This window comes from Leifsonia poae (assembly GCF_050632195.1).
Lineage (GTDB): Bacteria > Actinomycetota > Actinomycetes > Actinomycetales > Microbacteriaceae > Leifsonia > Leifsonia poae_C.
Genome location: NZ_CP192580.1, coordinates 2,783,063 through 2,804,136, shown reverse-complemented (window position 1 = coordinate 2,804,136; position 21,074 = coordinate 2,783,063). Strand labels below are relative to the sequence as shown.

General features: G+C 68.2%; 21 protein-coding genes and 2 pseudogenes. 5 read left to right on the top strand and 18 right to left on the bottom strand.

Translation table 11 applies throughout. The features are described from left to right. Positions 1-6: 6 nt before the first annotated feature. A pseudogene (locus ACQ86A_RS14170) lies at positions 7-671 on the bottom strand (patatin-like phospholipase family protein). A gap of 313 nt (positions 672-984) precedes the next feature. Between ACQ86A_RS14170 and ACQ86A_RS14165 the strand changes: the two are divergent. Next, positions 985-1,449 carry a phage tail protein gene (locus ACQ86A_RS14165; RefSeq protein ID WP_431277622.1) on the top strand — a complete coding sequence of 155 codons (465 nt, stop codon included), beginning with the start codon at positions 985-987 and terminating at the stop codon, positions 1,447-1,449. 15 nt (positions 1,450-1,464) lie between these two features. Here the strand turns inward: ACQ86A_RS14165 and ACQ86A_RS14160 are convergent, their stop codons facing one another. The 4 genes from ACQ86A_RS14160 to ACQ86A_RS14145 all read right to left on the bottom strand — a co-directional run bounded on the left by ACQ86A_RS14160 (position 1,465) and on the right by ACQ86A_RS14145 (position 4,196). Continuing rightward, a complete protein-coding gene (locus ACQ86A_RS14160) occupies positions 1,465-2,007 on the bottom strand; it encodes a sugar O-acetyltransferase (RefSeq protein WP_431277621.1) in 543 nt (180 codons plus the stop codon). 152 nt (positions 2,008-2,159) lie between these two features. Then, the gene (locus tag ACQ86A_RS14155) at positions 2,160-2,807 is read right to left on the bottom strand and encodes an alpha/beta hydrolase family protein (RefSeq protein ID WP_431277620.1); all 648 of its coding nucleotides are present in this window, start codon (positions 2,805-2,807) and stop codon (positions 2,160-2,162) included. A gap of 47 nt (positions 2,808-2,854) precedes the next feature. Further along, the gene (locus tag ACQ86A_RS14150) at positions 2,855-3,259 is read right to left on the bottom strand and encodes a type II toxin-antitoxin system VapC family toxin (protein WP_431277619.1); all 405 of its coding nucleotides are present in this window, start codon (positions 3,257-3,259) and stop codon (positions 2,855-2,857) included. 16 nt (positions 3,260-3,275) lie between these two features. Further along, the gene (locus tag ACQ86A_RS14145) at positions 3,276-4,196 is read right to left on the bottom strand and encodes a hypothetical protein (protein ID WP_431277618.1); all 921 of its coding nucleotides are present in this window, start codon (positions 4,194-4,196) and stop codon (positions 3,276-3,278) included. 66 nt (positions 4,197-4,262) lie between these two features. On the opposite strand from ACQ86A_RS14145, the gene ACQ86A_RS14140 reads away from it, so the two are divergent. Next, positions 4,263-4,763 (top strand): nucleoside deaminase, encoded by a 501-nt coding sequence (locus tag ACQ86A_RS14140; protein WP_431277617.1) that lies wholly within the window; start codon positions 4,263-4,265, stop codon positions 4,761-4,763. 136 nt (positions 4,764-4,899) lie between these two features. Here ACQ86A_RS14140 and ACQ86A_RS14135 read toward each other — a convergent pair whose 3' ends face one another. Beyond that, on the bottom strand, positions 4,900-5,145 hold the full coding sequence (locus ACQ86A_RS14135; protein WP_431277616.1) for a hypothetical protein: 246 nt from the start codon (positions 5,143-5,145) through the stop codon (positions 4,900-4,902). A gap of 117 nt (positions 5,146-5,262) precedes the next feature. Here ACQ86A_RS14135 and ACQ86A_RS14130 point away from each other — a divergent pair, with 117 nt between their 5' ends. After that, positions 5,263-5,553, top strand: a complete 291-nt coding sequence (locus tag ACQ86A_RS14130) for a DUF4287 domain-containing protein (RefSeq protein WP_431277615.1) — start codon at positions 5,263-5,265, stop codon at positions 5,551-5,553. Positions 5,554-5,557: 4 nt separating this feature from the next. On the opposite strand, the gene ACQ86A_RS14125 is transcribed toward ACQ86A_RS14130, so the two are convergent. The 4 genes from ACQ86A_RS14125 to ACQ86A_RS14110 form a co-directional block, all read right to left on the bottom strand. Next, positions 5,558-6,496: an NADP-dependent oxidoreductase gene (locus ACQ86A_RS14125; RefSeq protein ID WP_431277614.1), complete on the bottom strand. Its 939-nt coding sequence runs from the start codon at positions 6,494-6,496 to the stop codon at positions 5,558-5,560. 92 nt (positions 6,497-6,588) lie between these two features. Further along, the gene (locus tag ACQ86A_RS14120; protein ID WP_431277613.1) at positions 6,589-7,719 is read right to left on the bottom strand and encodes an NYN domain-containing protein; all 1,131 of its coding nucleotides are present in this window, start codon (positions 7,717-7,719) and stop codon (positions 6,589-6,591) included. A gap of 244 nt (positions 7,720-7,963) precedes the next feature. Next, positions 7,964-9,382 (bottom strand): aspartate aminotransferase family protein, encoded by a 1,419-nt coding sequence (locus ACQ86A_RS14115; RefSeq protein WP_431277612.1) that lies wholly within the window; start codon positions 9,380-9,382, stop codon positions 7,964-7,966. Between the two features lie 45 nt (positions 9,383-9,427). Continuing rightward, the gene (locus ACQ86A_RS14110; protein WP_431277611.1) at positions 9,428-10,912 is read right to left on the bottom strand and encodes a CoA-acylating methylmalonate-semialdehyde dehydrogenase; all 1,485 of its coding nucleotides are present in this window, start codon (positions 10,910-10,912) and stop codon (positions 9,428-9,430) included. Positions 10,913-11,045: 133 nt separating this feature from the next. Here ACQ86A_RS14110 and ACQ86A_RS14105 point away from each other — a divergent pair, with 133 nt between their 5' ends. After that, on the top strand, positions 11,046-12,683 hold the full coding sequence (locus ACQ86A_RS14105; protein WP_431277610.1) for a PucR family transcriptional regulator: 1,638 nt from the start codon (positions 11,046-11,048) through the stop codon (positions 12,681-12,683). Between the two features lie 27 nt (positions 12,684-12,710). Here the strand turns inward: ACQ86A_RS14105 and ACQ86A_RS14100 are convergent, their stop codons facing one another. The 6 genes and pseudogenes from ACQ86A_RS14100 to ACQ86A_RS14075 form a co-directional block, all read right to left on the bottom strand. Beyond that, positions 12,711-14,117, bottom strand: coding sequence for an NAD(P)/FAD-dependent oxidoreductase (locus ACQ86A_RS14100; protein WP_431277609.1), 1,407 nt, complete (start codon positions 14,115-14,117; stop codon positions 12,711-12,713). Between the two features lie 274 nt (positions 14,118-14,391). Then, the gene (locus tag ACQ86A_RS14095) at positions 14,392-14,595 is read right to left on the bottom strand and encodes a PfkB family carbohydrate kinase (RefSeq protein WP_431280453.1); all 204 of its coding nucleotides are present in this window, start codon (positions 14,593-14,595) and stop codon (positions 14,392-14,394) included. Between the two features lie 89 nt (positions 14,596-14,684). Next, positions 14,685-15,272, bottom strand: a pseudogene (locus tag ACQ86A_RS14090) (PfkB family carbohydrate kinase); the annotation flags it as partial. Between the two features lie 46 nt (positions 15,273-15,318). Further along, complete coding sequence (locus ACQ86A_RS14085) at positions 15,319-16,692, bottom strand: purine-cytosine permease family protein (protein WP_431277608.1); 1,374 nt, start codon at positions 16,690-16,692, stop codon at positions 15,319-15,321. A 173-nt stretch (positions 16,693-16,865) separates the two neighbouring features. After that, a complete protein-coding gene (locus ACQ86A_RS14080; RefSeq protein WP_431277607.1) occupies positions 16,866-17,858 on the bottom strand; it encodes an ADP-ribosylglycohydrolase family protein in 993 nt (330 codons plus the stop codon). Further along, the gene (locus ACQ86A_RS14075; protein WP_431277606.1) at positions 17,855-18,595 is read right to left on the bottom strand and encodes a GntR family transcriptional regulator; all 741 of its coding nucleotides are present in this window, start codon (positions 18,593-18,595) and stop codon (positions 17,855-17,857) included. The genes ACQ86A_RS14080 and ACQ86A_RS14075 overlap by 4 nt, the downstream gene beginning before the upstream one ends. An 87-nt stretch (positions 18,596-18,682) precedes the next feature. Between ACQ86A_RS14075 and ACQ86A_RS14070 the strand changes: the two genes are divergently transcribed. Beyond that, positions 18,683-19,252, top strand: a complete 570-nt coding sequence (locus ACQ86A_RS14070; protein WP_431277605.1) for a carboxymuconolactone decarboxylase family protein — start codon at positions 18,683-18,685, stop codon at positions 19,250-19,252. 36 nt (positions 19,253-19,288) lie between these two features. Here the strand turns inward: ACQ86A_RS14070 and ACQ86A_RS14065 are convergent, their stop codons facing one another. Together ACQ86A_RS14065 and ACQ86A_RS14060 are read right to left on the bottom strand one after the other, a co-directional pair. After that, entirely contained in the window at positions 19,289-19,450 is a 162-nt protein-coding gene (locus ACQ86A_RS14065; protein WP_431277604.1) for a hypothetical protein, read from the bottom strand. Between the two features lie 24 nt (positions 19,451-19,474). Further along, positions 19,475-20,992 carry an MDR family MFS transporter gene (locus ACQ86A_RS14060; RefSeq protein WP_431277603.1) on the bottom strand — a complete coding sequence of 506 codons (1,518 nt, stop codon included), beginning with the start codon at positions 20,990-20,992 and terminating at the stop codon, positions 19,475-19,477. Between the last annotated feature and the right edge of the window lie 82 nt (positions 20,993-21,074).

Sequence of the window (21,074 nt, the reverse complement as noted above, 5' to 3'; positions counted from 1 at the left end):
GTGCGGTCACTCCTCCCGCAGCGGCGCCGCGTCCAGCGCCTCGGTTGCCACCCGGCGTCCCTCGGCGATGAGTCGTGGCACATCGGACATCCGCCACTGGGCCATGCCCTCCATCTCCGGTTGAATGAGCACGACCGACGGGTCGCGCTGCAGATCGGCCGTGCGCGTGACGGTGCGCATCATCCGAACGTTCTCCCACTTCGCGTGCAATCGAACGACGATGACTCGGGATGCGCCGAGCGCGCGAGTCGCCGCGACCGGAACGTTGTCGAGCATCCCGCCGTCAGCGAGCAGGGTGTTGCCCCGTCGCACGGGCGGGAGCAACCCGGGGACCGCGATCGTTGCACGCAGTCCCACGCTCAGAGGCCCTTCGTCGATCGTCACCAACTGCCGCGTTCTGAGGTCGGTGGCGACCGCAGCGAACCGGCGGGGAGACTCTCGATAAGCGGATCCGCACCGAAGGACCGGTGCACGGCGTCGGCGATCGCACGGGTGTCGAGCAGCCCCCAGCGCGGAGTCATCGACCACCGCGCGATCATGCCCCAGCGGAATTCGCGCGCGGCTTGCTCGATCGCAGCCTGCTCGAAGCCGGCCGCGTATGCCGCGCCGACGAGTGCGCCCGAACTGGTCCCGGTCACGATGCCCGGGTGGATCCCTCGTTCCGCCAGCACCTGCAGGACGCCGACGTGGGCGGCGCCGAACGCGCCACCACCGCCGAGCGTGAGGCCCAGCGTCGGATCATCGCTCACGTCGCCCTCCGCTCATCCTGCCCCTGACGCGACGGTAACACCGCGCGCGGGCCGCCGACCAGGGATGCCGTATCTCGGCCGCCGCACGACTTCCCAGGGAAAGGCTGTACACTCAAAACCGATAGGCGAACTCTCATTCGTCTCGCCCCGGCCGCGTGGTAACGGTCGGGGCTTCTTCTTGCCCGGGCTCCGCCGCGCTACCGTTGGACGAAACCCCGTTCGAGCAGGAGCACACATGCCGTACATCGTCGACTTCGTGAATGTATCCACCGTCGGCCTCGAGTCGTCACCGGTCGCCGAAGCGCTCGCCGGCCTGCGGGCCAACGAGGCCCGCTACTTCAAGAACAAGTTCGACCACGTCTTCACGGTGAGCCCGGCGAACGAGGCTCAGGATGCGGTCGATTGGGTCACGCGCATCCTGAAGGACGAGCGCGACCTCGTCATCGCGTCGCCCGCGCTCGAGGCGACCGCGTTCGAGGTCGAGGGCATCCGGATGGCGTACGTCTTCTACGAGTCCGGGCTGTCGATCAACGCGATGTACACGATCGAGGACGGCGGCAAACGGGCCGTTGGCTTCAAACTCTCCGAAGGCATGGAGGTGCCGGAGGAGCTCGCGTCGAGTTTCAAGTTCGCTCGGCAGAAGTCGAAGCTGGCCGGGGTCATCCGGGGCTCGTACTTCGTGATCAAGGGCGAGTACTGACCGCTCCCTCGCACGTCACCAGCGGCGGGCGATGGTCCCTTTCGGCCCGGTGACCAGGCTGGCGGCCGGCACATCGTCGGCGACCACCGCTCCTGCCGCGATCACCGAGTCGCGCCCGATGGTGACACCGGGCAGGATGGTCGCGCCCGCGCCGATCCACACGTTCTCCTCGACGTCGATCGGCGCTCCCGTCAGCCAGACGCGTCGCTCCTCCGTGTCGACCGGGTGTCCGACCGTGATGAACGTCGCCTTCGGGGCGACCATAACCCTCTCGGCCAGACGGATGCCCGCGTAATCCAGGAACGTGCAGTTCTGATTGATGAACACCCGCTCGCCCAGTTCGAGATTGAGGCCGTTATCCGTGTAGAACGGCGGATAGATCGTGACTCGGTTCGGCAGCGGATGGCCGAGGATCTGCTCGAACAGTTCTGCCTTCCCGGCCTCGTCGTCGAACGGCAGCACGTTCAATCGCGACGTGAGCTCGGTCGCCCGCAGCACCCTCTCTGACATCGCCTGGAACTCGGGGCTGTGGATGCGCATGAGAAGGCGGCTCGACATCCCCCGATCCTCCCACTCCCTCACCCCGCGGCCGCTACCGGGGCGCTAACGCAGGATATTGACGGACGGATGCACCGTAATCACCGGAATTACGGAGTCTCGGGCGGCGTGTCGTCTGAAGTTTCCGTACCTAGCCGCGGCGGCGGCGCCGGTCAGGCGACCCCGTCGACGAACTCGGCGACCGACGAGGTCACCAGCTCGGACACGGCACGCGCATCGAACGTCGCTGCCTTGACTACCTTCATCCCGTGATCGGCTCCGGGCACAGTGACGACCCGGATGTTCTCCCGCCCCCTGACTTCTTCGGCCAGCGCTGCCGAGGTGCCGAACGTGTCGCGTTCGCCCTGGAGCACCAGCACCGGGACGTCGGGCGCAAGCAGTTCGTCGAGCCGTGACTTCTCGGGCCGTCCGGGCGGATGCAGCGGGAACGCGAGGCAGACGACCGCGACGGCGCCGACGGATGCAGCCGTTCTGCAAGCCACGCGTGCGCCGGCACTCCGTCCACCCACCACGATCGGCAGACCGTTGGCGAGCTCCGCGACCGCGGGTGCCGTCTCGAGCCACGCTTCGTCGAGCACGGGCGGCCGAGACGCCATGCGACGACCGGCCGCGCGCCAGGGCTGCTCATACCGGACCACCGTGACGCCGTTGACCGGCAGACCGTGCGCCAACGCTGCGAGGTCGACCGCACCGATCCCACCGCCGGCACCGTGACCCAACCAGAGCACGGCCCGCGGGGTCTCGGCGGCAGCGATGACGAGCCGGCCGGGGCCGTGAGAGGTCGGTACGTCGAGGTCCACGACTGAGACGCTACCCGCTCCGTCGAGCTCCTGGCCGAGACCCGGCCTCAGGTTGCGTCGAACAGGGCATCGATCGGGGCCGTCCGCACGAAGCCCTCGACCGCGCGGGCGAGGTCCAGGTCGAGCGTGATGAGGGCCTCGGCTTGGAGCACGGTCAGCGCGACGTACTCCGCGTCGTAGGTGTCGGCCCAGCCGAAGCGGTCGGCCACCTTCCACGCGTTGTTGCGCAGAACTCGGTCGCCCAGCATCCGGATGCGCATGCCGCCGATGCGGTCGAGCCGATCGTCAGCGACCTCCTTTGTGATCTCGCCCCGGCTCACGGCCGCGTGGAGGAGGGACAGGACCTGCGACCTCAACAGGGTCGGAGCGAGCAACTCGTGCTCGTTCGCTGGCTCTCGCACGTCGGCGGCGAGAACGAGCGCGGCGGCGGCGTCGATCACGTACTTAGTCATCCGGGATCCCTTCAGGTCAGGCGCTGGGCGCCGCATTGATGGTGTCGCCCAACGACGACAGATCGTCGTCGGCGGAGACCTCGAACGTCTCGAGCGCGTCGATGGCGAGCACCGCGTCGATCAGGGCTCGGGATCCGCCGACGATCGTGGAATCGAAGTCGATCTCCGAGGCGACGAACCAGGCGTGGTCGGCCGGCCAGATGAGCTGCGGCATCGGACCCTCGAATCCGTCCGACCAGCCCATCCCCGCGCGACGCGGCCAGGTCGGGTCGGTGAGCTCGCCGACCGTGATGGACGCGAGAACGTACTCGCGACCGGGCAGTTCGAGCACCGAGTGGAGCTGAACGCCCTCGCGCTGCGCTGCCTGCTCGGCGTCGATCACCGCCGTGACCAAGGGCGAGACGGATGCGCTGCTTTCAGCCTGAAGCTCGGCGATCGCCGCCTCGACGTCGGCCGGGCCGTTTTCGGACTCGGCGATATACAGGATGTGCCTGCTCCCGTTGATCTCACCCCACCCGACCCACACGCCGAAGACGACCTCATCCGGTGCCGACGTGTGTCGAGTGAGCGTCTCCGAGAGCGATGCGAGCAGTTCCGGGTCGAGAAAGCCGGTGCGCGGCTGCTGCGCCCGCCACCCGTCGTCCAACGTCACGTGCGACTCAGAGCCGACCAGCCCCGACCACTGAACGAGCGGGTGCATCGTGCGGCCGGTGCGCCGAGCGACCTCCGCCCACGGCCAGGTCGCGGTGTCGATGACCGACGGGTATTCGAGTTCGTCGCCCGCAGCATCGAAGATCTCCACCCGCGTGGCTTCAACCGGGTGCAGGATGCGGGCGTAGGCCTCGAATCCTCGCGGAACCACGCCGCCGACACGCCCCCACCCGCTCAGCCGCGGCGCGATCCACGCCCCGGCCCGCACATCCGTCAGCCACATCATGACCCCGAGTCTGTCGCATGCCGCCTCGAGGGCGGAAGGCCCGAGCGGTCTGGATAGGATCGCGCCATGACTGATGAGACGGAACCTCGGGTGACGGATGCGGACCTCGCGTGGGTGGCGAAGGCCGTCGGCCTCGCGCGCGAGGCGTTGGACGCGGGCGACGAGCCGTTCGGGTCGGTGCTCATCAGCGCGGACGGGGATCTGCTGTTCGAAGATCGCAACCGCACGTCCGGTGGCGATCAGACACTGCATCCTGAGTTCACGATCGCGCAGTGGGCGGCCAACAACGTGCCCGAGACGGAACGCGCGTCGGCCACCGTCTACACGTCGGGGGAGCACTGCCCGATGTGCTCGGCCGCGCATGCCTGGGTCGGGCTCGGGCGCATCGTCTTCGCGGCATCGGCCGGCCAGATCGCCGGCTGGCGCGAGGGATGGGGACTGCCGCCGAGTGCCGTGGCTGTGCTGCCGATCTCGGCGGTCGCGCCTGGGGTGCCGGTTGCGGGTCCAGTGTCGCAGTTCACCGAGGAGGTTCGCGACTTGCTCGAGCGGGCTGCGCGCCGCGGCTGACGGATGCGCGTCGCCGGATGCGCACCGCCGTGCGTGTGCCGCGCTGGATGCGCGCAATCGAGTCCGGCCAAAATCCCGCAATTCGGGTCCGAATAGGGGGATTTTGGCCGGACTCGATTGCGTTCGGTCGCCCCGGTCAGTCGGCCAGGTCGTCCGTCGTGACCGGGATCGTCGAGAGGTAGGGGTACGCCGGCATCGAGGAGAACTCCTCGTCGTCGTCGAGCTCGTAGATGTCGTAGGCGAGGGCGCCGCCGAAGGTGGTCGCGACGCGGATCTGACCGGGCGGACATCCGCCGATCAGCGGGACGACGACGACGCTGTCCAGCGTCTTGCCGTCCTCGTAGAGGAGGGCCGCTTGGATGGTTCGCTGCAAGGCGTCCATGCGGCGCACTCTACAACCGGCGGGGGTGCCCTCCGGCAATGGCGACGGCGGTTCTCGCGGTGTGTCGTGGGTATCCGCTACATTCATGAGCACCGAACAGCGAACGGGGGACGTTCCATGACGTTTCAGGCGTATCTGGACGCGATCGAAGACAAGACCGGCAAGACTCCGAGGGAGTTCGTCGCGCTCGCGCACGAGCGCGGTTACGACGACCCGTCGGTCAAGGCCGGCGTGATCGTGGACTGGTTGAAGGAGGACTTCGACCTCGGCCGCGGGCACGCGATGGCGCTCGTGCACGTGATCAAGAACGGCGAGAAGATCTCGACCAAGCATGTGGGCACCGGCACGGCGCACAGCGACGACTCCGACACGCTCTGGCTCGACGGCAAAGCCACCAAGCCGTCCTGACCCGCTACTCGGGGAGAAGCGCGAGCTTTCCTCCGGGATGCCCCTCGCTGAGGAATCGCAACGCCTCCAGGGCGTCGGCCAGCGCAAACGTGCGGGCGATCGGCACCACGAGTTCTCCACTGCCCGCGCGACGGATGAGCTCGGCACGAACGCCGTTGCGGTAGGCGACGCTCTCGGGCTGATTTCCGTTGACCGCTTTGAAGCCCTCGGCGGCGGCCCGCCCTGGTGCGGCGATCGTCACGACGCGATCGCGGTCCGCGACCAGAGCCAATGACGTGTCGATCGCTTCGTCGGTGCCGATCGCATCCAGGGCGGCCGCATACCCCTCGGGAGCCGCGGCTCGTGCGCGATCGAGGAGGCCGGGTCCGTAGGCGATCGGCTCGCCGCCGAAACGGCGCACCTCGTCGAAGCGCGCCTCGCTCGCGGTGCCGACCACGCGAGCGCCGAGGTCGCGGGCCTGCTGCAGGATGCTCACCCCGACAGCACCCGAAGCACCGTGCACAAGGATGGTGTCTCCCTCGCTCACACCGGTCACGTTCAGCATTTGCGACGCCGTCGAGCCGGCGAGGAGGAGGTTCGCCGCTTCCGGAAAGCCGAGGCTCTCCGGCTTGGCGTACACGTCAGAAGCGGGAACGGTGAGCTCGGTCGCGTAGCCGCCGGCGATCCGGAACGCGAGCACGGCATCCCCGATCGCACCTCCGCCCGAGGCGATCTCGGTATCGGGACCGACCGCCGAGAGGGTTCCGGATACTTCGTACCCGATCTGCACCGGCAGCTCCAGCCCGGGGCGCGGCGCCATGACGTGCTTACGGTCGGCGGGATTGACGCCCGACGCTTCGACCCGGATGGTCACCTCTCCCTGGGCGGGCGGGCGCACCTCCTGCTCAACGAACTCCCACCCGTCGAGGTCACCCCACTGCGTCGCAATCCATGTCTTAGCCATGACGTCATTCAATTCCGGTCACCTGAGAACGCAACCTGTTCGTGATCTGGAAGCTCTCATGGAGGCGCGACGCGCGCTCCGCCGACCGAGACTCAGGGATGCTGGGCGCGCCGCGCTTTCGTCGTGCGCTGCGTCGTGCGCTGGGGGATGAGCTTCAGCATCAGCGCGGTCGTGCTGTCGTCCAGATCGACCAGGGTGTCGCGCGACTTGATGAAGTCGCTGAACGAGCGGAACCCGAGGGAGCGCTCGCTGAACGACGGGTCCATGCGCTTGATCTGCGACTTCACCGACGAGATGTGCAGCCATTCGGCGTCGTCCTTCTCGTGCCCGAGCTGCATCGCGCGGAGGAGAAGTCTGGTCGCCTCCTCCTGGGGGTCGGCCTGGTCTGCTTGATCGGCCGCTGCGTCGTCGCCGGCCGACTCCGTGTCGGGTTCCGGCTCTGGTGCGGGAGCGGCCTTGGGAGCGCGTGTCGATTTCTTGCGGGGAGTCTTCGCGGGTTCGGACGCGGCCGTCGCGTCGGTCGACCCGGCCGCGGCGGTGGCCGCCGCGGCGGTGTCGGCTTCGGATGCGACCGGCTCGGCCGCATCCTGAGCCACTGCGGTTGCCCTGGAGGTTCGCGACCCGGATCCGGACCCGACCAGCGTCTCGACCGCGGTGACACCCGGCAGATCGTCGTAGGTGACGAAGTCGTCGCAGGCGGCGGCGAGGGATTTGCTTGTCGAGCCGGCCACGCCGATCCCGACCACGTAGCGCCCGAGCCTTTTGCACCGCTGTGCGAGGGCGATGTAGTCGGAGTCGCCCGCGACGATCACGACGTGCGTGAGGTCGGGGAGGCGGAACAGGTCTTCGACGGCGTCGACGGCCAGGCGGATGTCCGCGCCGTTCTTGGCGTAGGCCGCGGCCGGGAACAGCTGCACGAGGTCGACGGCGCGGCCGACCAGTTGCCCACGGTATTCGGCGTTGACCGCTGCAGACCAGTCGGCGTACGCGCGAGTTAGCACCAACGTTCCGAAGGAGGACGCGAAGTCGATCACCGCGCCGATGTCGACGGTGGCTTGGCTCAGCTTTTCGGCGACTTTGGGGTCGGCGGTCATCCCCGCGGCCCCGCCCTTCGACCGGTCGCGCATGAATGAGCTGCGCCCGTGCACCTGGTCGTATCGCGAGATCACGATGTTGTCGAAGTCGATATAGACGGCGACGCGACCGTCTCCCGGTTCTGTCATGTACCCAGTCTGGCGGATGCACGGGCCCTCTCACCCCGCTCGGCCGGAGATTCGGACTTGCGACCCCCGATCGTGCCTCAATTCGGGATGCTCGGCTGCCCCCTACTGCCCCCACCCCGCGCCCTCCCGGCGATCCGTAATTCCGGAGACTTCGATGCCTCGGCGCCGAATACTCCGGAGTTACGGATGCAACAGCGGCGTGTCGCCCCGATCATCCGGAGTTACGGACGCAGAAACGGCAGCCCTACGACGCGTACCGATCAGCCACGGTCAGCGCGGCGTCGATAGCGGCGAGCCCGCGGCGCAGCTCCTCCTCGGTGATGATCAGCGGCGGCGCGATGTGCACGCGGTTGAAGTGCGTGAACGGCCAGACCCCGGCCGATTTGCAAGCTGCGGCGACCTCAGCCATCGGCCCAGCATCCGGACCCGCCGCATTGAACGGCACCAGCGGTTCACGCGTCTCGCGGGACCGCACGAGCTCGAGCGCCCAGAACAGCCCGCGACCTCGCACTTCTCCGAGCGACGGGTGCCGGTCGAGCCACGACGTGATCTCGGGTTCGACCACCCGGGACCCCAGATCGCGCACCCGCTCCAGGATGCCGTCACGCTCGAACACGTCGAACGTCGCGACCCCTGCAGCGCAGGCCAGGGGATGGCCGGAGTACGTGAGCCCGCCCTGGAACGCGACGTCGTCGAAGAAGTCGGCGATCCGGTCGGAGATCACGACACCGCCGAGGGGGACGTAGCCCGAATTGACACCCTTGGCGAAGGTGATCAGGTCGGGGACGACGCCGAACGCGTCCACCGCGAACCATTCGCCCATCCGGCCGAAGCCGACCATGACCTCATCGGCGATGAAGACGATCCCGTACCGATCGCAGAGTTCGCGCACACCCTCCAGGTAGCCGGGCGGAGGAACGATCACGCCGTTGGTGCCGACGACGGTCTCCAGGATGATCGCCGCGACTGTCGCAGCGCCCTCCAGCACGATCACGCTCTCGAGGTGTTCGAGCGCGCGCTGCGTCTCCTCCTCGGGCGTAGTCGAGTGGAACGCCGACCGGTAGGGGTATGGACCGAAGAAATGGGCGACGGAGGGATCGCTCGGCTCGTTCGCCCACCGGCGCGGGTCGCCCGTCAGCGAGATCGCGGTCGAAGTTCCGCCGTGGTACGAGCGGTACGTCGACAGCACCTTGTGCCGACCCGTGACTCGGCGGGCCATGCGCACGGCGTACTCGTTCGCATCCGCGCCACCGTTGGTGAAGAACACGCGGTTGAGCGTGCCGGGCGCGACACCGGCGATGCGGCGGGCGAGTTCACCACGCACGTCGTTCGCCATCGACGGCTGGATGGTTGCCAGTCGGCCTGCCTGCTCCTGGATGGCTCGAACGAGATCCGGATGCTGGTGCCCGAGATTCAGGTTGATCAACTGCGAGCTGAAGTCGAGGTACTCCGTGCCCTGGTAGTCCCAGAAGGTCGAGCCCTGGCCGGCGGCGATAGGCAGAGGATCGATCTTCGCCTGGGCGCTCCACGAGTGGAAGACGTGGTTGCGGTCGTCACTGCGCACCTGCGCCTCGGCGGCGGCGCCGCCGAACGGATGCTCGACGCCCAGACGGTCAGTGAACCCCGTGCGGACTTCCGGCGGGGTGTCCAGCGTGTCGGTCATGACGGAACCTCTCTCAGTGCCGGAAGGTCAGGAGTGCCGGGAAGATCAGGAGTTGCCGGGGAACGCGAGCTCGATCTTCGAGTGGATCGGGTCGGGCCACCGCGACGTCACGACCTTACTGCGCGTGTAGAAGTGGAACGATTCGGGCCCGTAGATGTGGGAATCGCCGAACAGCGAGTTCTTCCAGCCGCCGAACGAGAATGCGCCCACCGGCACGGGGATCGGCACGTTGATGCCGACCATTCCCACCTCGATCTCGAACTCGAACTGGCGGGCGGCACCGCCGTCGCGGGTGAACAGGGCGACCCCGTTGCCGTACTGGTTGGCGTTGATCAGGGCGATGGCATCCTCGAACGTGTCGACGCGCACCACGGAGAGCACCGGACCGAAGATCTCGTCGGTGTAGACGCTCATCTCGGTGCCGACGTTGTCGATGAGGCTGACGCCGATGAAAAAGCCGTCGGAGTCGAACGACTTCTGGGTGCCGTCGACGACCACCGTCGCGCCCTCGGCAGCAGCGCCCGTGACGTACGAGGCGACCTTGTCGCGGTGCTCGCGCGTGATGAGCGGGCCCATCTCGGATGCCTTGTCCGTGCCGGCTCCGATCACGAGGGAGTCCAGCCGACGCTCGATGGCGGGAACCAGACGGTCGCCGACATCGCCCACCGCGACGAGAACGCTGACGGCCATGCAGCGCTCGCCAGCGGAACCGTAGGCGGCCGAGACCGCAGCATCGGCGGCGGCCTCGATGTCCGCATCCTCGAGCACGACCATGTGGTTCTTCGCGCCGCCGAGGGCCTGTACCCGCTTGCCGTTCGCCGTCGCGCGCTGGTAGATCGCGCGGGCGATCGGGGTCGAGCCGACAAAGCTGACCGCGTCCACATCCGGGCTATCGAGAATCGTGTCGACGGCCACCTTGTCGCCGTGCACGACGTTGAGCACACCGGCCGGCAGCCCCGCCTCGATGAACAGCTTCGCCAAGAAGACGGATGCGCTCGGATCCTTCTCGCTCGGCTTCAGCACCACGGTGTTGCCGCAGGCGATCGCGCTCGCGACCATCCACAGCGGCACCATTACGGGGAAGTTGAAGGGCGTGATGCAGCCGACGACACCCACCGGCTGCTTGACACTGTGCACGTCGATCCCGGTGGAGACCTGCTGGCTGTACTCGCCCTTGAGCTGGTTGATGAGTCCCGATGCGAACTCGACGTTCTCGAGGCCCCGCCCGATCTCGCCCGCGGCGTCAGAGAGCACCTTTCCGTGCTCGCTGGTGACGATCGCGGCGAGCTCGGCGGAGCGCTCGGTGAGGAGGTGGCGCATCCGGAACAGCACGTCGGCCCGCTTGGTGAGGCTCGTGGCGCGCCAACCCGGGAGGGCTGCGCGAGCGGCGGCGATGGCCTGCTCGACGTCGGCGGAGCTTGCGAAGACGACCTCGTGCTGGCTATCGCCGGTGGCCGGGTTGAAGACGGTGCCGGAACGGATGGGTTCGCCGGTCTCGCGACCGTCGATCAGATGGCGGATGAGGGCCACGCGGCATTCTCCTCGAGTGAATCGGACGAAGTGCCCGGGATGAACAGTAGGCTTACTCCCCAATGATCACAGAGAGCGGGGCGGACAGTCGATGCCAGATCGTCATGGCTTGGAGCGGGATCGAACAGATCGTATGGGGGAGCCTGTCGAGGCTTTGAATTCGGCCGGTGTGCTGCCGAGCATCCGGGAGATCCTCCGCTTCGACGACGTCGCGCGCGCCCTGCCCGAGGTTCTCTCAGGTGAGGATGCGCTCGACCGTCCCGTGCGCTGGGTGCACGTTTCCGAGACGGCCGACGTCGCGCGGCTCGTCAGCGGAGGCGAGTTGCTGCTCTCGACCGGAGTGGGCTGGCCGACCGACGACGAGGCACTGCGAGCTCTCGGTGCCGAACTGGCCCGCGTCGGCGTCGCGGGTCTCGTGCTCGAACTGGGGGACAGCACCCCCGAAGCGCCGCAGGCCCTCGTCAAGGAGTTCAGGATGCAGGGCCTCCCGCTGGTCGTGCTGCACCGGGAGGCCCGCTTCATCGCGATCACCGAGGCGGTGCACTCGCGCATCATCGCCGACCAGATGGTCGCGCTGCGGGCTCGGGATGAGATCCATGCGCTGTTCACCGAGCTCAGCCTGCGCGGCAGCCCGGCCGACTTCATCGTGTCTCAGGCGGGGCGGGTGCTCGCTTCGCCCGTCGTCCTCGAGGATCTCAACCACCAGGTGGTGTCGGCGGAGACGCTGGGGGCCGGAGAGGAGGTGCTGAGCCAGTGGGAGCCGCGTTCCCGCGCCGCGCACCACGACGGAACGGCCGCTGCCGAAGCTGACGGCTGGATCATCACGCCGGTGGAGGCGCGGGGGATGCGCTGGGGCTTCCTGATCGCGCTGCCGGGCGAAGCGCATCCGGCCGGGCGCTCGAACGTGCTCGAACAGGCCGCCGTCGCGCTCGCGCTCAGCAGACTCGCCGACCGGGATGACGACGAGTGGACCCGACAAAGCCACGACCGCCTTCTCGGAGCGCTGCTCGGCCGACGGTTCGCCAGCGAGCAGGGTCTCGTCGCGCGATTCGAGGCGGCCGGCTTCCCGGTCGCTCGCCGGGTACTGACCGGCGTCTCGCTGGTCGTGCGATCGTCGAGTGCCGCGGCCGGTGACTCGGCGAGACTGGTGACCGCCGCCGCCGGGGCCACCAGGGAGCAGGGCCTGGACGTTCTCGCAGCGCTGCACCCCGCGCATCCGTCGAACCTGTTGGTGCTCGCTCTGTCGACGGCTCCGGAGCAGGCGATCGGGGATGCGGTGCTCGCGGTGATCGCGCAGGCCGTCGCTCGCGCGGCCCGGGTCGAGGACAACGCTGTGACGGTCGCGGTGGGAACGGCGGGGCCGGGCATCCCGGGCCTGCTCGCGTCGATCGACGAGGCGACCGAGCTGCTCGGGCGAGCGGATGCGGTGCGCTCGCGGGGCGTGGCGATCCAACGAGTCGAGCGGCGTCCGCTGCTCCGGCTGGTGAACGCGATGGGGAGCGACCCCCGACTGCAGGAGCACAGCGAACTCATGCTGCGACCGCTGATCGAGTACGACCTCGCGGCGGACGGCGACCTTCTCGAGGTGTTGCGCGCCTACCTCACGCATCCGGGCAACCGCACGCGCGCTGCCGCTGCCAGCCACCTCTCCCGGTCGGTGTTCTATCAGCGGATCGCGCTGATCGAGGACCTGCTCGGGATGGACCTCGATGACGGGGAGACGCTGAGCGCACTGCACGCTGCGCTGCTCGCGCGGCGCGTAGTGCGCTGAAGAAGCGCAAAAGCTGCGCGGTCGCAGCTACGAGTCGAACCCGAGTCCCACCGCGTCGAGGGTCTTGAGGAAGAGGTTGCGTCGCCCGTCGTTGTGGTCGGCCCGGTCGAGAGACCACCGCGTCAGGTTGATCCCGATCGCGGCCGCCGGCTCGGGCGGGAAGGGCAGCGGGCGACTCCGCACCATCTCGAGCTCGGTCCGTTCGGTGCTCCGCCCGGAGAGCAGGTCGAGCATCACCTTCGCACCGAAGTGGGTGGCGGCGACGCCTAGGCCCGTGTATCCCGTGGCGTAGGCGACCTGTCCGCCACGCGCGGACCCGAAGAACGCGCAGAAGCGGCTGCACGTGTCGATTGCCCCCGCCCACTTGTTGGTGAACCGGATGCCCGCCAGCTGCGGGAAGGTCGTGAAGAAGTGACTCGCGAGCCGTTCGAAGGTGACCGGCCTGTTCTCGTACTCTTCGCGAACGCGCCCGCCGAAGTGGTAGATCGCGTCGTAGCCGCCGAACAGGATGCGGTTGTCGGCCGACAGCCGGTAGTAGTGGAACTGGTTGGCCGAGTCGCCGAGGCCCTGCCGCCCGTGCCAGCCGATCGAGGCGAGCTGCGCATCCGTCAGCGGTTCGGTCATGAGCACGTAGTCGTAGACCGGCACTGTAGCGAGCCGGTTGCGCTTCAGCAGCGACGGGAAAACGTTCGTAGCCAGTGCCGTTCGGTCGGCTCGCACCTTCGCCAGAGGCGTGCTCAGGATGCTCCCGTCGCCGATCGAGGAGACCGGCGAGTGCTCGAAGATCTCGACTCCCGCCGCGGCGCAGGCGCGGGCCAGGGCGCGCGCGAGCTTGGCGGGGTGGACGAGCGCCGAGTCGCGCTCGCGCAGCAGCCCCGCGAGGTAGGTGGGGGAGTGGACCTCGGACTGGACGGCCGCGGTGTCGAGGAAGCGGACGCCCTCCTCGTTGGCGTACTCGCGCAGCCACTTGACCTGGTGCGGTTCGGTGGCGAGGTCGATCGCGCCGTTGCGCTCGAAGTCGGCGTCTAGCCCGAGGTCGCCGACCGTGGCCTCGATCTCGTCGAGGTTGCGCATCCCGAGCCGCTGCAACTGGTCGAACTCGTCAGGGAAGCGGCTGAGGCCGTTATCGTCGCCGTGCGTCAGGCTGGCCTCGCAGAACCCGCCGTTGCGGCCGGATGCGGCCCAACCGATGCGTTTGCCCTCGAGCAGCACGACCCGGGCTCCCGGATTCTCGTGCTTGGCGAGCAGTGCGGTCCACAGCCCCGAATACCCGCCGCCCACGACCGCGAGGTCGCAGTCGAGGTCGGCCGTCAGCCGCGGATACGGGTCGCCGGGTGCATCCTCTGTCCAGAAGACGGCCTGCCGGGTGCCCGCGAGGGCATGCCGCACCACGGATGCGTCGGGCGGCATCCGGTCAAAGACTGTGGTTCCCATGGGTGGCGCCTCCTGCCGGGTTGGACACATTCTCGCAAGGGCCGCCGGTGCGGTGTCGCCGGAATCCGTAGCGATCTGGGGCTGAGCCCGGCCATTCCGTCCGGCGCGCTCCCCGCCCGGCCGTCGCGCGGCACCGTAATTCCGGAACGTTCGTGCCTTTCAGCCCCAGATCTCCGTTATTACGGAGTCTTCGTCGGCGTGTCGCCCGAAACCTCCGGAATTCACGACCCCGCAGGCCGGCGTCGAATCGCGCCGGCGGTGCACACAGGATGCGTCAGCGAGCGAGCAGCGCGTCGATCTCCGCGCTCGTCGGAGCCGTCGCCGGCCCGCTCCGAGTGACCGCAATCGCCGCCGCCGCATTCGCGCGGCGAGCCGCGTCGAGCATCCCGGCTCCGCGCGAGAGCGCAGCCGCGAGAACGCCGCCGTGAGCATCCCCGGCCCCGTTGGTGTCGACCGCGTCGACCGAGAAACCAGGCACGAGCACGGGGAGTTCGGGATGCTCGACCCAGCCACCCAGCACCCCACCGCTCCGTCGCGCACAAGCACCGACCCACCCGCACGGATGCGTTCGACCAGCGCCTCCGCCGCCTCGGCAAGGTCGTCGCTCCCAGTCGCGATCCGCGCCTCGCGGGCATTCAGGGTCAGGATGTCCGTGCGCGCCATCACGCGCGCGAGCACGCGCGCGTCGAGCTCTCCGATCAGCGGCGACGGGTCGGTGATCACCTGCACGCCGTGCGGCAGCGCGTCCAGCCAGCCGGGCAGTGAGCCCGCGTTCACCGGATGCGCGAGGCTGTACCCGGAGACGTACACGAGGTCCTCATTCCCGACCTCGACACGACCGAGGTCGGTGCTCGTGAGCTGACCCTCTGCGCCGACGTGGGTCACGAAGGTGCGCTCGGTGGAGGCGTCGACGAGGGCGACGCAGTAGCCGCTGTCAGCATCCTGGAGCCCCGGCTGCACGACGTCGACGCCGCTCGATCCGAGGGCTGCACGAACCACGTCGCCGAAGGGGCCGGTGCCATACTGCCCGGCGAAGGCGACGGGAAGACCGTCGCGCTCGGCCGCCACCATCACGTTATAGCCACCGCCAGCGGTGAGTGCCGACGACGAGGCGATCGTGTCCCCGCCGGGGTCGGGCACAGCATCGATGGTCATGACGATGTCGACGATGACGTTGCCCGTGAAGACGAGTCGGGGCTGATCAGGCACGACGGGTCTCCTCCGCGATGGCCTCGCGGCCGTCTGCTGAGGCTGCACCGGTCCCGGTCCCGGACGCCGAGGCATCCGAGGGCGCGCGGAGCTGACCGCGCGCGCCACCCAGAGCGGCGTAGATGCCGGCCGCCACCATGAACGTCACGATCCAGCCGATGCCGTTCTGACCGACGGAGAGCAGCACGTACCCGACGACGATTGCCGCAGCCCAGGCTCCGACCGCGCGCCACTCGATGCCGCCGCGGTACCAGTACCGGCCGGTGCGTCCCATGTCGAGCAGGGCCACCGGGTCGTACCAGCGGCGCTTGATCATGTCGATGAGGAAGACCCCGAGCCAAGCGGTGATCGGGATGGCGAGCAGGGAGATGAAGCTGATGAACGGACCGTAGAAGCTGCCCGCGATGAGCATGAAGTAGATGGAACCGGCGAAGGTGACCACCACATCCACCGTCACGGCGTAGACGCGCGGGATGCGGACGCCCAGGGTGAGCGTCGTAAGCCCGGCAGAGTAGACCGACAGGTGGTTCGAGAGCAGCAGGCCACCGAACGCGGCGATCAGGTACGGAACCGCCATCCAGGCGGGGAGCAACTCGCGGATGGCAGCGACCGGGTCGCTCGCCGAGGCCAGCGAGTTGTCACCCGCCGTCAGCAGGGCGCCGAGGCCGATCAGCACCACGAGCGGGATGCCCGCACCGGCAGCGCTCGCCCCGATCAGCCGGGCGGCCTTGACGCTGGTCTTCTGGTACCGGGCCATGTCGGCTCCGGCGTTCGCCCAGCCGATTCCCGTGCCCGCAGCGATCGTTCCGACACCGACGAGAACCGCGCTGAACGGTCCACCCGGCATCGCGCCGACGGCTGCCCAGTCGATGTTCGAGACGAGCATGATCGCGACGAACACGTTCAGTGCGCCGAAGATCCAGGTCGCCCACTTCTGGATGACGAGGATCGCCGAGTGACCGAGTCCGGACACGAGGAGGGTGCACCCTTCGAAGATCGCGATCGCAACGATGGCGACAATTGGAACCGCCTTGGCGTCACTCGAGATTCCGAAGATGATCGCGAACAGCGACAGCAGAACGAAGGCACCCGTGGTCGTGTTGACCGTCTCCCAGCCGAGGCGGGAGAGCAGCGACACGAAGGTCGGCCCGATGTTGCCGCGCGGACCGAAGACCGACCGCGACAACGTCATGCTCGGCGCACCGCCACGGCGACCTGCGACCGAGACCACGCCGACCAGGGCGAACGATCCCGCCGTACCGATCGCGGCCACGATCAGCGCCTGCCAGATGTTCAGGCCCTGCATGGCGACGAGCGTCGCGCCGAGCGGCAGGCCGAGGATCGAGATGTTCGCGGCGAACCACACCCAGAACAACTGCAGGGGTTTCCGGTGCGCTCGCTGCCGGGGACAGGCTCGATTCCGCGCTGCTCGACGGCAGAAAGGGAACGGGTACTCATGATGCTCCAAACGTCTCCGTGTGAATATGCGGGTTCAGGATGCGTGGGATCGAGCCACGCCGGCTCCGGATGCTCGGCTGCCTATTCGCGCAGCGCGAGCAGCCCGTCCACGAGCTGGGGAAGGTCGAGGTGATTGACGCGCTCGAGGGTGGCGCGCTCGGGATCCGGCCACACCGCAGTGCCGTGCGTCGCGCCGAGCACGGCGCCGGCCATGGCCGCCACAGTGTCGGTGTCGCCGCCGAGGGTGGCGGCCAGGCAGAGGGAGTCCCAGGGATCGTCGCTGACGGCTGCGATGGCCAGGGCCGCGACGACCGACTCCTGCGAGGCGACGGAGGTGCCGATCACGTCGTAGAGGGCGTCGGCGCGCGCATCCTGACCCAGAGGGGTGATGTACGGGATGGCCCAACGCAGCCGGGCGGCGATGTCGCCGCCTGCCACCCAGTGGCCTCGGGTCGCCCCGACCTCGGCTGCCGCGATAGCGACATCGAGGGCGTCGGCCAGGCTCGCGCCAGCGATGCCCGCGCTGACCGCGGCTCCGACCGCGCTAGCGCTCGCAATCCCGAGGGTGGTGTTGTGGGTGACCTCGCTGGTGTGCGCAACGGCATCGACGAAGGCAGGAATCGACTCGACACCGACCGCGATGCCGACCGGTGTGACGCGCATGGCGGCGCCGTTCGTCGTGCCGAACCGTCCGGCTTCGGAGGCGGGAACACCGTCGCCGAGGCGCTGCAGAGCGGCTTTCGTCGAAGGGCCGAGCAGATCGAGTGAGCCCTTGGCCTCCATCGTGCGCTCCCAGTCGAGCAGACGCTGGGCGAACAGGTCGATGTCGACGCGACCCTGTCCCTCGATGAGCAGGTGGGCGAGGAGAACGGCCTGCTCGGTGTCGTCGGTGATGGAGCCGGCGGGCATCCCGGCTGCGATGCGCTGGCGCGGCCCCGCGTCCACGAACCTGGTGATGAGTCCGTAGTCGCAGGCGATCTCGTTTCGCGACATCGACTGCGTGGGCATCCCCAGCGCATCCCCGAGCGCCAGACCCTCGAAGGCGGCGATGGCGCGGTCGCGGTCGGCGCTCACTGGCCGCCGCCGAAAGTCATGTGCAGGCGGAAGCGCTGCGGGTCGAGCCAGCTGACGACCTTCTCGACGAAGCGCCCGTCGGCGTCGCGCGCGATCCGGACGCTGTTGAGGAACAGCTCGCCCGTCTCACGACCGAGGATGCCCGCATCCTCGGCGCTGAGCGTCGCCACCGCGATCCACTGATCGCCCTTGGCGGGCACGAGCCCGGCTTCGGCCATCGTCTTCGACAGCGAGTCTTCGACGAGTCCGTTCTGCGGAACCGTTGCCAGCAGACCGACAGCGGGAACGCGGCTGCGTTCGAGGGAGACGGCAGTGCCGTCCGTCAGCCGCCGGACGCGGTCGAGGGCGAGGAAGTCCATGCCGGAGGCATCGACCGCAGCGGCCAGGTCGGGGTCGACGACGCGCTCCATTCGCAGGATCTCGGCGTGGGCGTCGATGCCGCTCACGGCGAGTGCGCGACCCCAGCTGGGACCCTGGTCGAGGGGATGCCCGTCGAACGTGACGAACGAGCCGATGCCCGTGCGGGTGTCGATGAGGTTGTCCTCGGCGAGAGTGTCGAGTGCGCGCCGGATCGTGCCGCGGCTAACGGAGAACCTCTGCGCCAGCTCGTTCTCGCCGGGGAGCAGGGAACCGTTCGTGTACGTGCCGCTGAGGATCGCATCCCGAAGCTCACCAGCGATCTCCTGCCGTTTCAACGAGGTGCGGCCTCGGGTAGGCGCCATCGACTGCGTGTTCATAGCCGATACTGTACGTGTACACAACCTGTACTGCAAGCCGATCGAGGAATTTCTGTCCACGACCGCGTCGCGGTGGGACGATAAGACATGTCCATCATCGAGACTGTCAGTGAAGACGACGCGACCGGCGTCGTCGCCGAATGCTATGCGGGTGACCTGAAAGAACTGGGCTACGTCGCCTCGCACACGAAGGTCATGTCCGTGAATCCCGAGGCCTATCTGGCCTGGATGGGGATGGTCCGGGCGATCGCATCGCAGCTGGGCAAACGACGCTACGAGCTCGTCACCCTGGCTGCCGCGCAAGGTGTTCATTCGCAGGCGTGCCGGCTCGCCCACGGGCTCAAATCGGTGCCTCTGTTCGACGAGGATCAGCTCGTGCGCATCGCCGCCGACTATCGCGACGCCGATCTCAGCGATGCTGAGGTGGCGATGATGGAGTTCGCCGAGCGGGTGAGCCGCGATTCGCCCTCGATGACCGAGGCCGACAGCCAGCGGCTCCGCGAAGTCGGGTTCACCGATCGGGAGATCGTCGACATCACGCTGGCCGCGGCCGCGCGCAACTACTTCAGCCGGGCGATCCAGGCTCTCGCCGTCGATGTGGATGTGCCTCCCGGGCTCAGCGACCGCCTGCAGACGGCGCTGCTCGCCCCGCTTTAGCCGGTCGGCCGAAGAGTCCGCGACCGCTCAGGATGCTCACCTTGCCGCGAGCTGCGCATCCACTTCCGCTGTGACCTGCTCGGCGTCGGGCAGCAGCTGCAGGATGCGGTCGCGCACGATTCGCAAGGCTCCCGCGAAGGGCTCCTCCATCGCGTTGAGATACTCATCGACGGTCGATGCTTCGACTCCCCGTGCCATGGTGCCTCCTCGCTTGCCGCGCGTTCAGTGCGCGAACACGCCCTCGGGCACATCCGCCGGCTTGCGGATGAAGAACGACCCCACCACGGCGACGAGCGAGATGATCGCGGCCACCATGAACGCGGCGCGCACGCCACCGGCCGTCGCCATGTCGAGCGGTTCGCCCGCTGCGGTCAGCGCGGTCGTTTGAGCGGAGAGCACCGCGATCAGCAGCGCGGTTCCGGCCGCGCCGGCCACCTGTTGCACCGTGCCGACGATCGCGCTCGCGTGCGAGTAGAGATGGGGTTCCACCGCGCCCAGACCCGCGGTGAACAGCGGTGTGAACATCAGCGCCAGCCCCGCGCACAGGGTTACGTGGGCGGCCAGTAGCATGTAGGGCGATGTGTGCTCGTTGATGAGCGCGAGCCACCACAACACGGCGCTCACCAGGATCGACCCGGGAACGACGAGCGGCGTCGGCCCGAACCGGTCGTAGAGGCGCCCGACGAACGGTGCGAGCACACCCATCACGACACCGCCGGGAAGCAGCAGGAGACCGGTCGCGAGCGTGTCGAGGTTCAGCACGTGCTGCAGATAGAGCGGAAGCACGATGATCACGCCGAACATCGACGCCGTGCTGATCGCCATCAAAACGATCGCGACGGTGAAGATCGGGTACTTGAATGTGCGCAGGTCGAGCAGCGCCCGGTTCTGTCGCTGCAGCAGGATCTGGCGCAGGATGAACGCCGCGAGGGACACGGTGCCGACACCGATCGAGATCCACATGCCCGTGACGGCGCCCGCTCCCGCGGATGCTGCCTCGCCGGCCTGGCTCAACCCGTAGAGCAGGCCGCCGAACCCGAAGGCCGAGAGGATCACCGAGAGCACGTCGAGTTTGACCTTCTCGGGCTCGGTCACGTTCTCCACGAACTTGATCCCGATGAGCAGCATGACCAGGGCGATCGGCAGCACGATCAGGAAGATCCAGCGCCAGTCGAGGTAGTTCAGGATGAAGCCCGAGATGGTCGGGCCGATCGCCGGAGCCACCGAGATGACGATCGAGACGTTTCCCATGGTGCGGCCGCGCTTGTTCGCGGGCACCAACGTCATCAACGTGGTCATCAGCAGGGGGAGCATGATCGCCGTGCCGCAGGCCTGGATCACGCGCGCGACCACGAGCACCTCGAAGCCCGGTGCGATGGCCGCGGTCAGTGTGCCCAACGAGAAGAGGCTCATCGCCGCGATGAAGATGGAGCGGGTGCTGTACCGCTGGAGCAGGAATCCCGTGATCGGGATGACCACGGCCATCGTCAGCATGAACGCCGTCGACAGCCATTGGGCGGCGACCGCGTCGATGTGCAGATCGTCCATCAGACGCGGGATGGCCACCGACATGATCGTCTCGTTGAGGATCACCACGAAGGTGGCAGAGAGCAGCAGCCAGATCACCCGATTGTTGCGTCGGGTGTGGTCAGGCGTGGCGGAGTCGCGGTCGGCGAGCGCCTCGGGCGCAGGGGCGGCGTTTTCAGTCACGCGCCTCACAGTATCGATGGGCACCGACATCGGGGGAGGCCTTCGAGCCGCCTGGTTCGCCGCGTTCACTCTCCGCGTAACCTATGCGTTCGCATCCGGGACCGGAGGCGCT

Coding starts and splice junctions, on each gene's coding strand:
- ACQ86A_RS14160 (WP_431277621.1), bottom strand. CDS start 2,007: ATGTCGAGCCGCCTTCTCATGCGCATCCACAGCCCCGAGTTCCAGGCG.
- ACQ86A_RS14115 (WP_431277612.1), bottom strand. CDS start 9,382: ATGACCGACACGCTGGACACCCCGCCGGAAGTCCGCACGGGGTTCACT.
- ACQ86A_RS14145 (WP_431277618.1), bottom strand. CDS start 4,196: ATGATGTGGCTGACGGATGTGCGGGCCGGGGCGTGGATCGCGCCGCGG.
- ACQ86A_RS14140 (WP_431277617.1), top strand. CDS start 4,263: ATGACTGATGAGACGGAACCTCGGGTGACGGATGCGGACCTCGCGTGG.
- ACQ86A_RS14065 (WP_431277604.1), bottom strand. CDS start 19,450: ATGGCACGGGGAGTCGAAGCATCGACCGTCGATGAGTATCTCAACGCG.
- ACQ86A_RS14060 (WP_431277603.1), bottom strand. CDS start 20,992: ATGTCGGTGCCCATCGATACTGTGAGGCGCGTGACTGAAAACGCCGCC.
- ACQ86A_RS14135 (WP_431277616.1), bottom strand. CDS start 5,145: ATGGACGCCTTGCAGCGAACCATCCAAGCGGCCCTCCTCTACGAGGAC.
- ACQ86A_RS14125 (WP_431277614.1), bottom strand. CDS start 6,496: ATGGCTAAGACATGGATTGCGACGCAGTGGGGTGACCTCGACGGGTGG.
- ACQ86A_RS14100 (WP_431277609.1), bottom strand. CDS start 14,117: ATGGGAACCACAGTCTTTGACCGGATGCCGCCCGACGCATCCGTGGTG.
- ACQ86A_RS14150 (WP_431277619.1), bottom strand. CDS start 3,259: ATGACTAAGTACGTGATCGACGCCGCCGCCGCGCTCGTTCTCGCCGCC.
- ACQ86A_RS14075 (WP_431277606.1), bottom strand. CDS start 18,595: ATGAACACGCAGTCGATGGCGCCTACCCGAGGCCGCACCTCGTTGAAA.
- ACQ86A_RS14070 (WP_431277605.1), top strand. CDS start 18,683: ATGTCCATCATCGAGACTGTCAGTGAAGACGACGCGACCGGCGTCGTC.
- ACQ86A_RS14130 (WP_431277615.1), top strand. CDS start 5,263: ATGACGTTTCAGGCGTATCTGGACGCGATCGAAGACAAGACCGGCAAG.
- ACQ86A_RS14165 (WP_431277622.1), top strand. CDS start 985: ATGCCGTACATCGTCGACTTCGTGAATGTATCCACCGTCGGCCTCGAG.
- ACQ86A_RS14120 (WP_431277613.1), bottom strand. CDS start 7,719: ATGACAGAACCGGGAGACGGTCGCGTCGCCGTCTATATCGACTTCGAC.
- ACQ86A_RS14105 (WP_431277610.1), top strand. CDS start 11,046: ATGGGGGAGCCTGTCGAGGCTTTGAATTCGGCCGGTGTGCTGCCGAGC.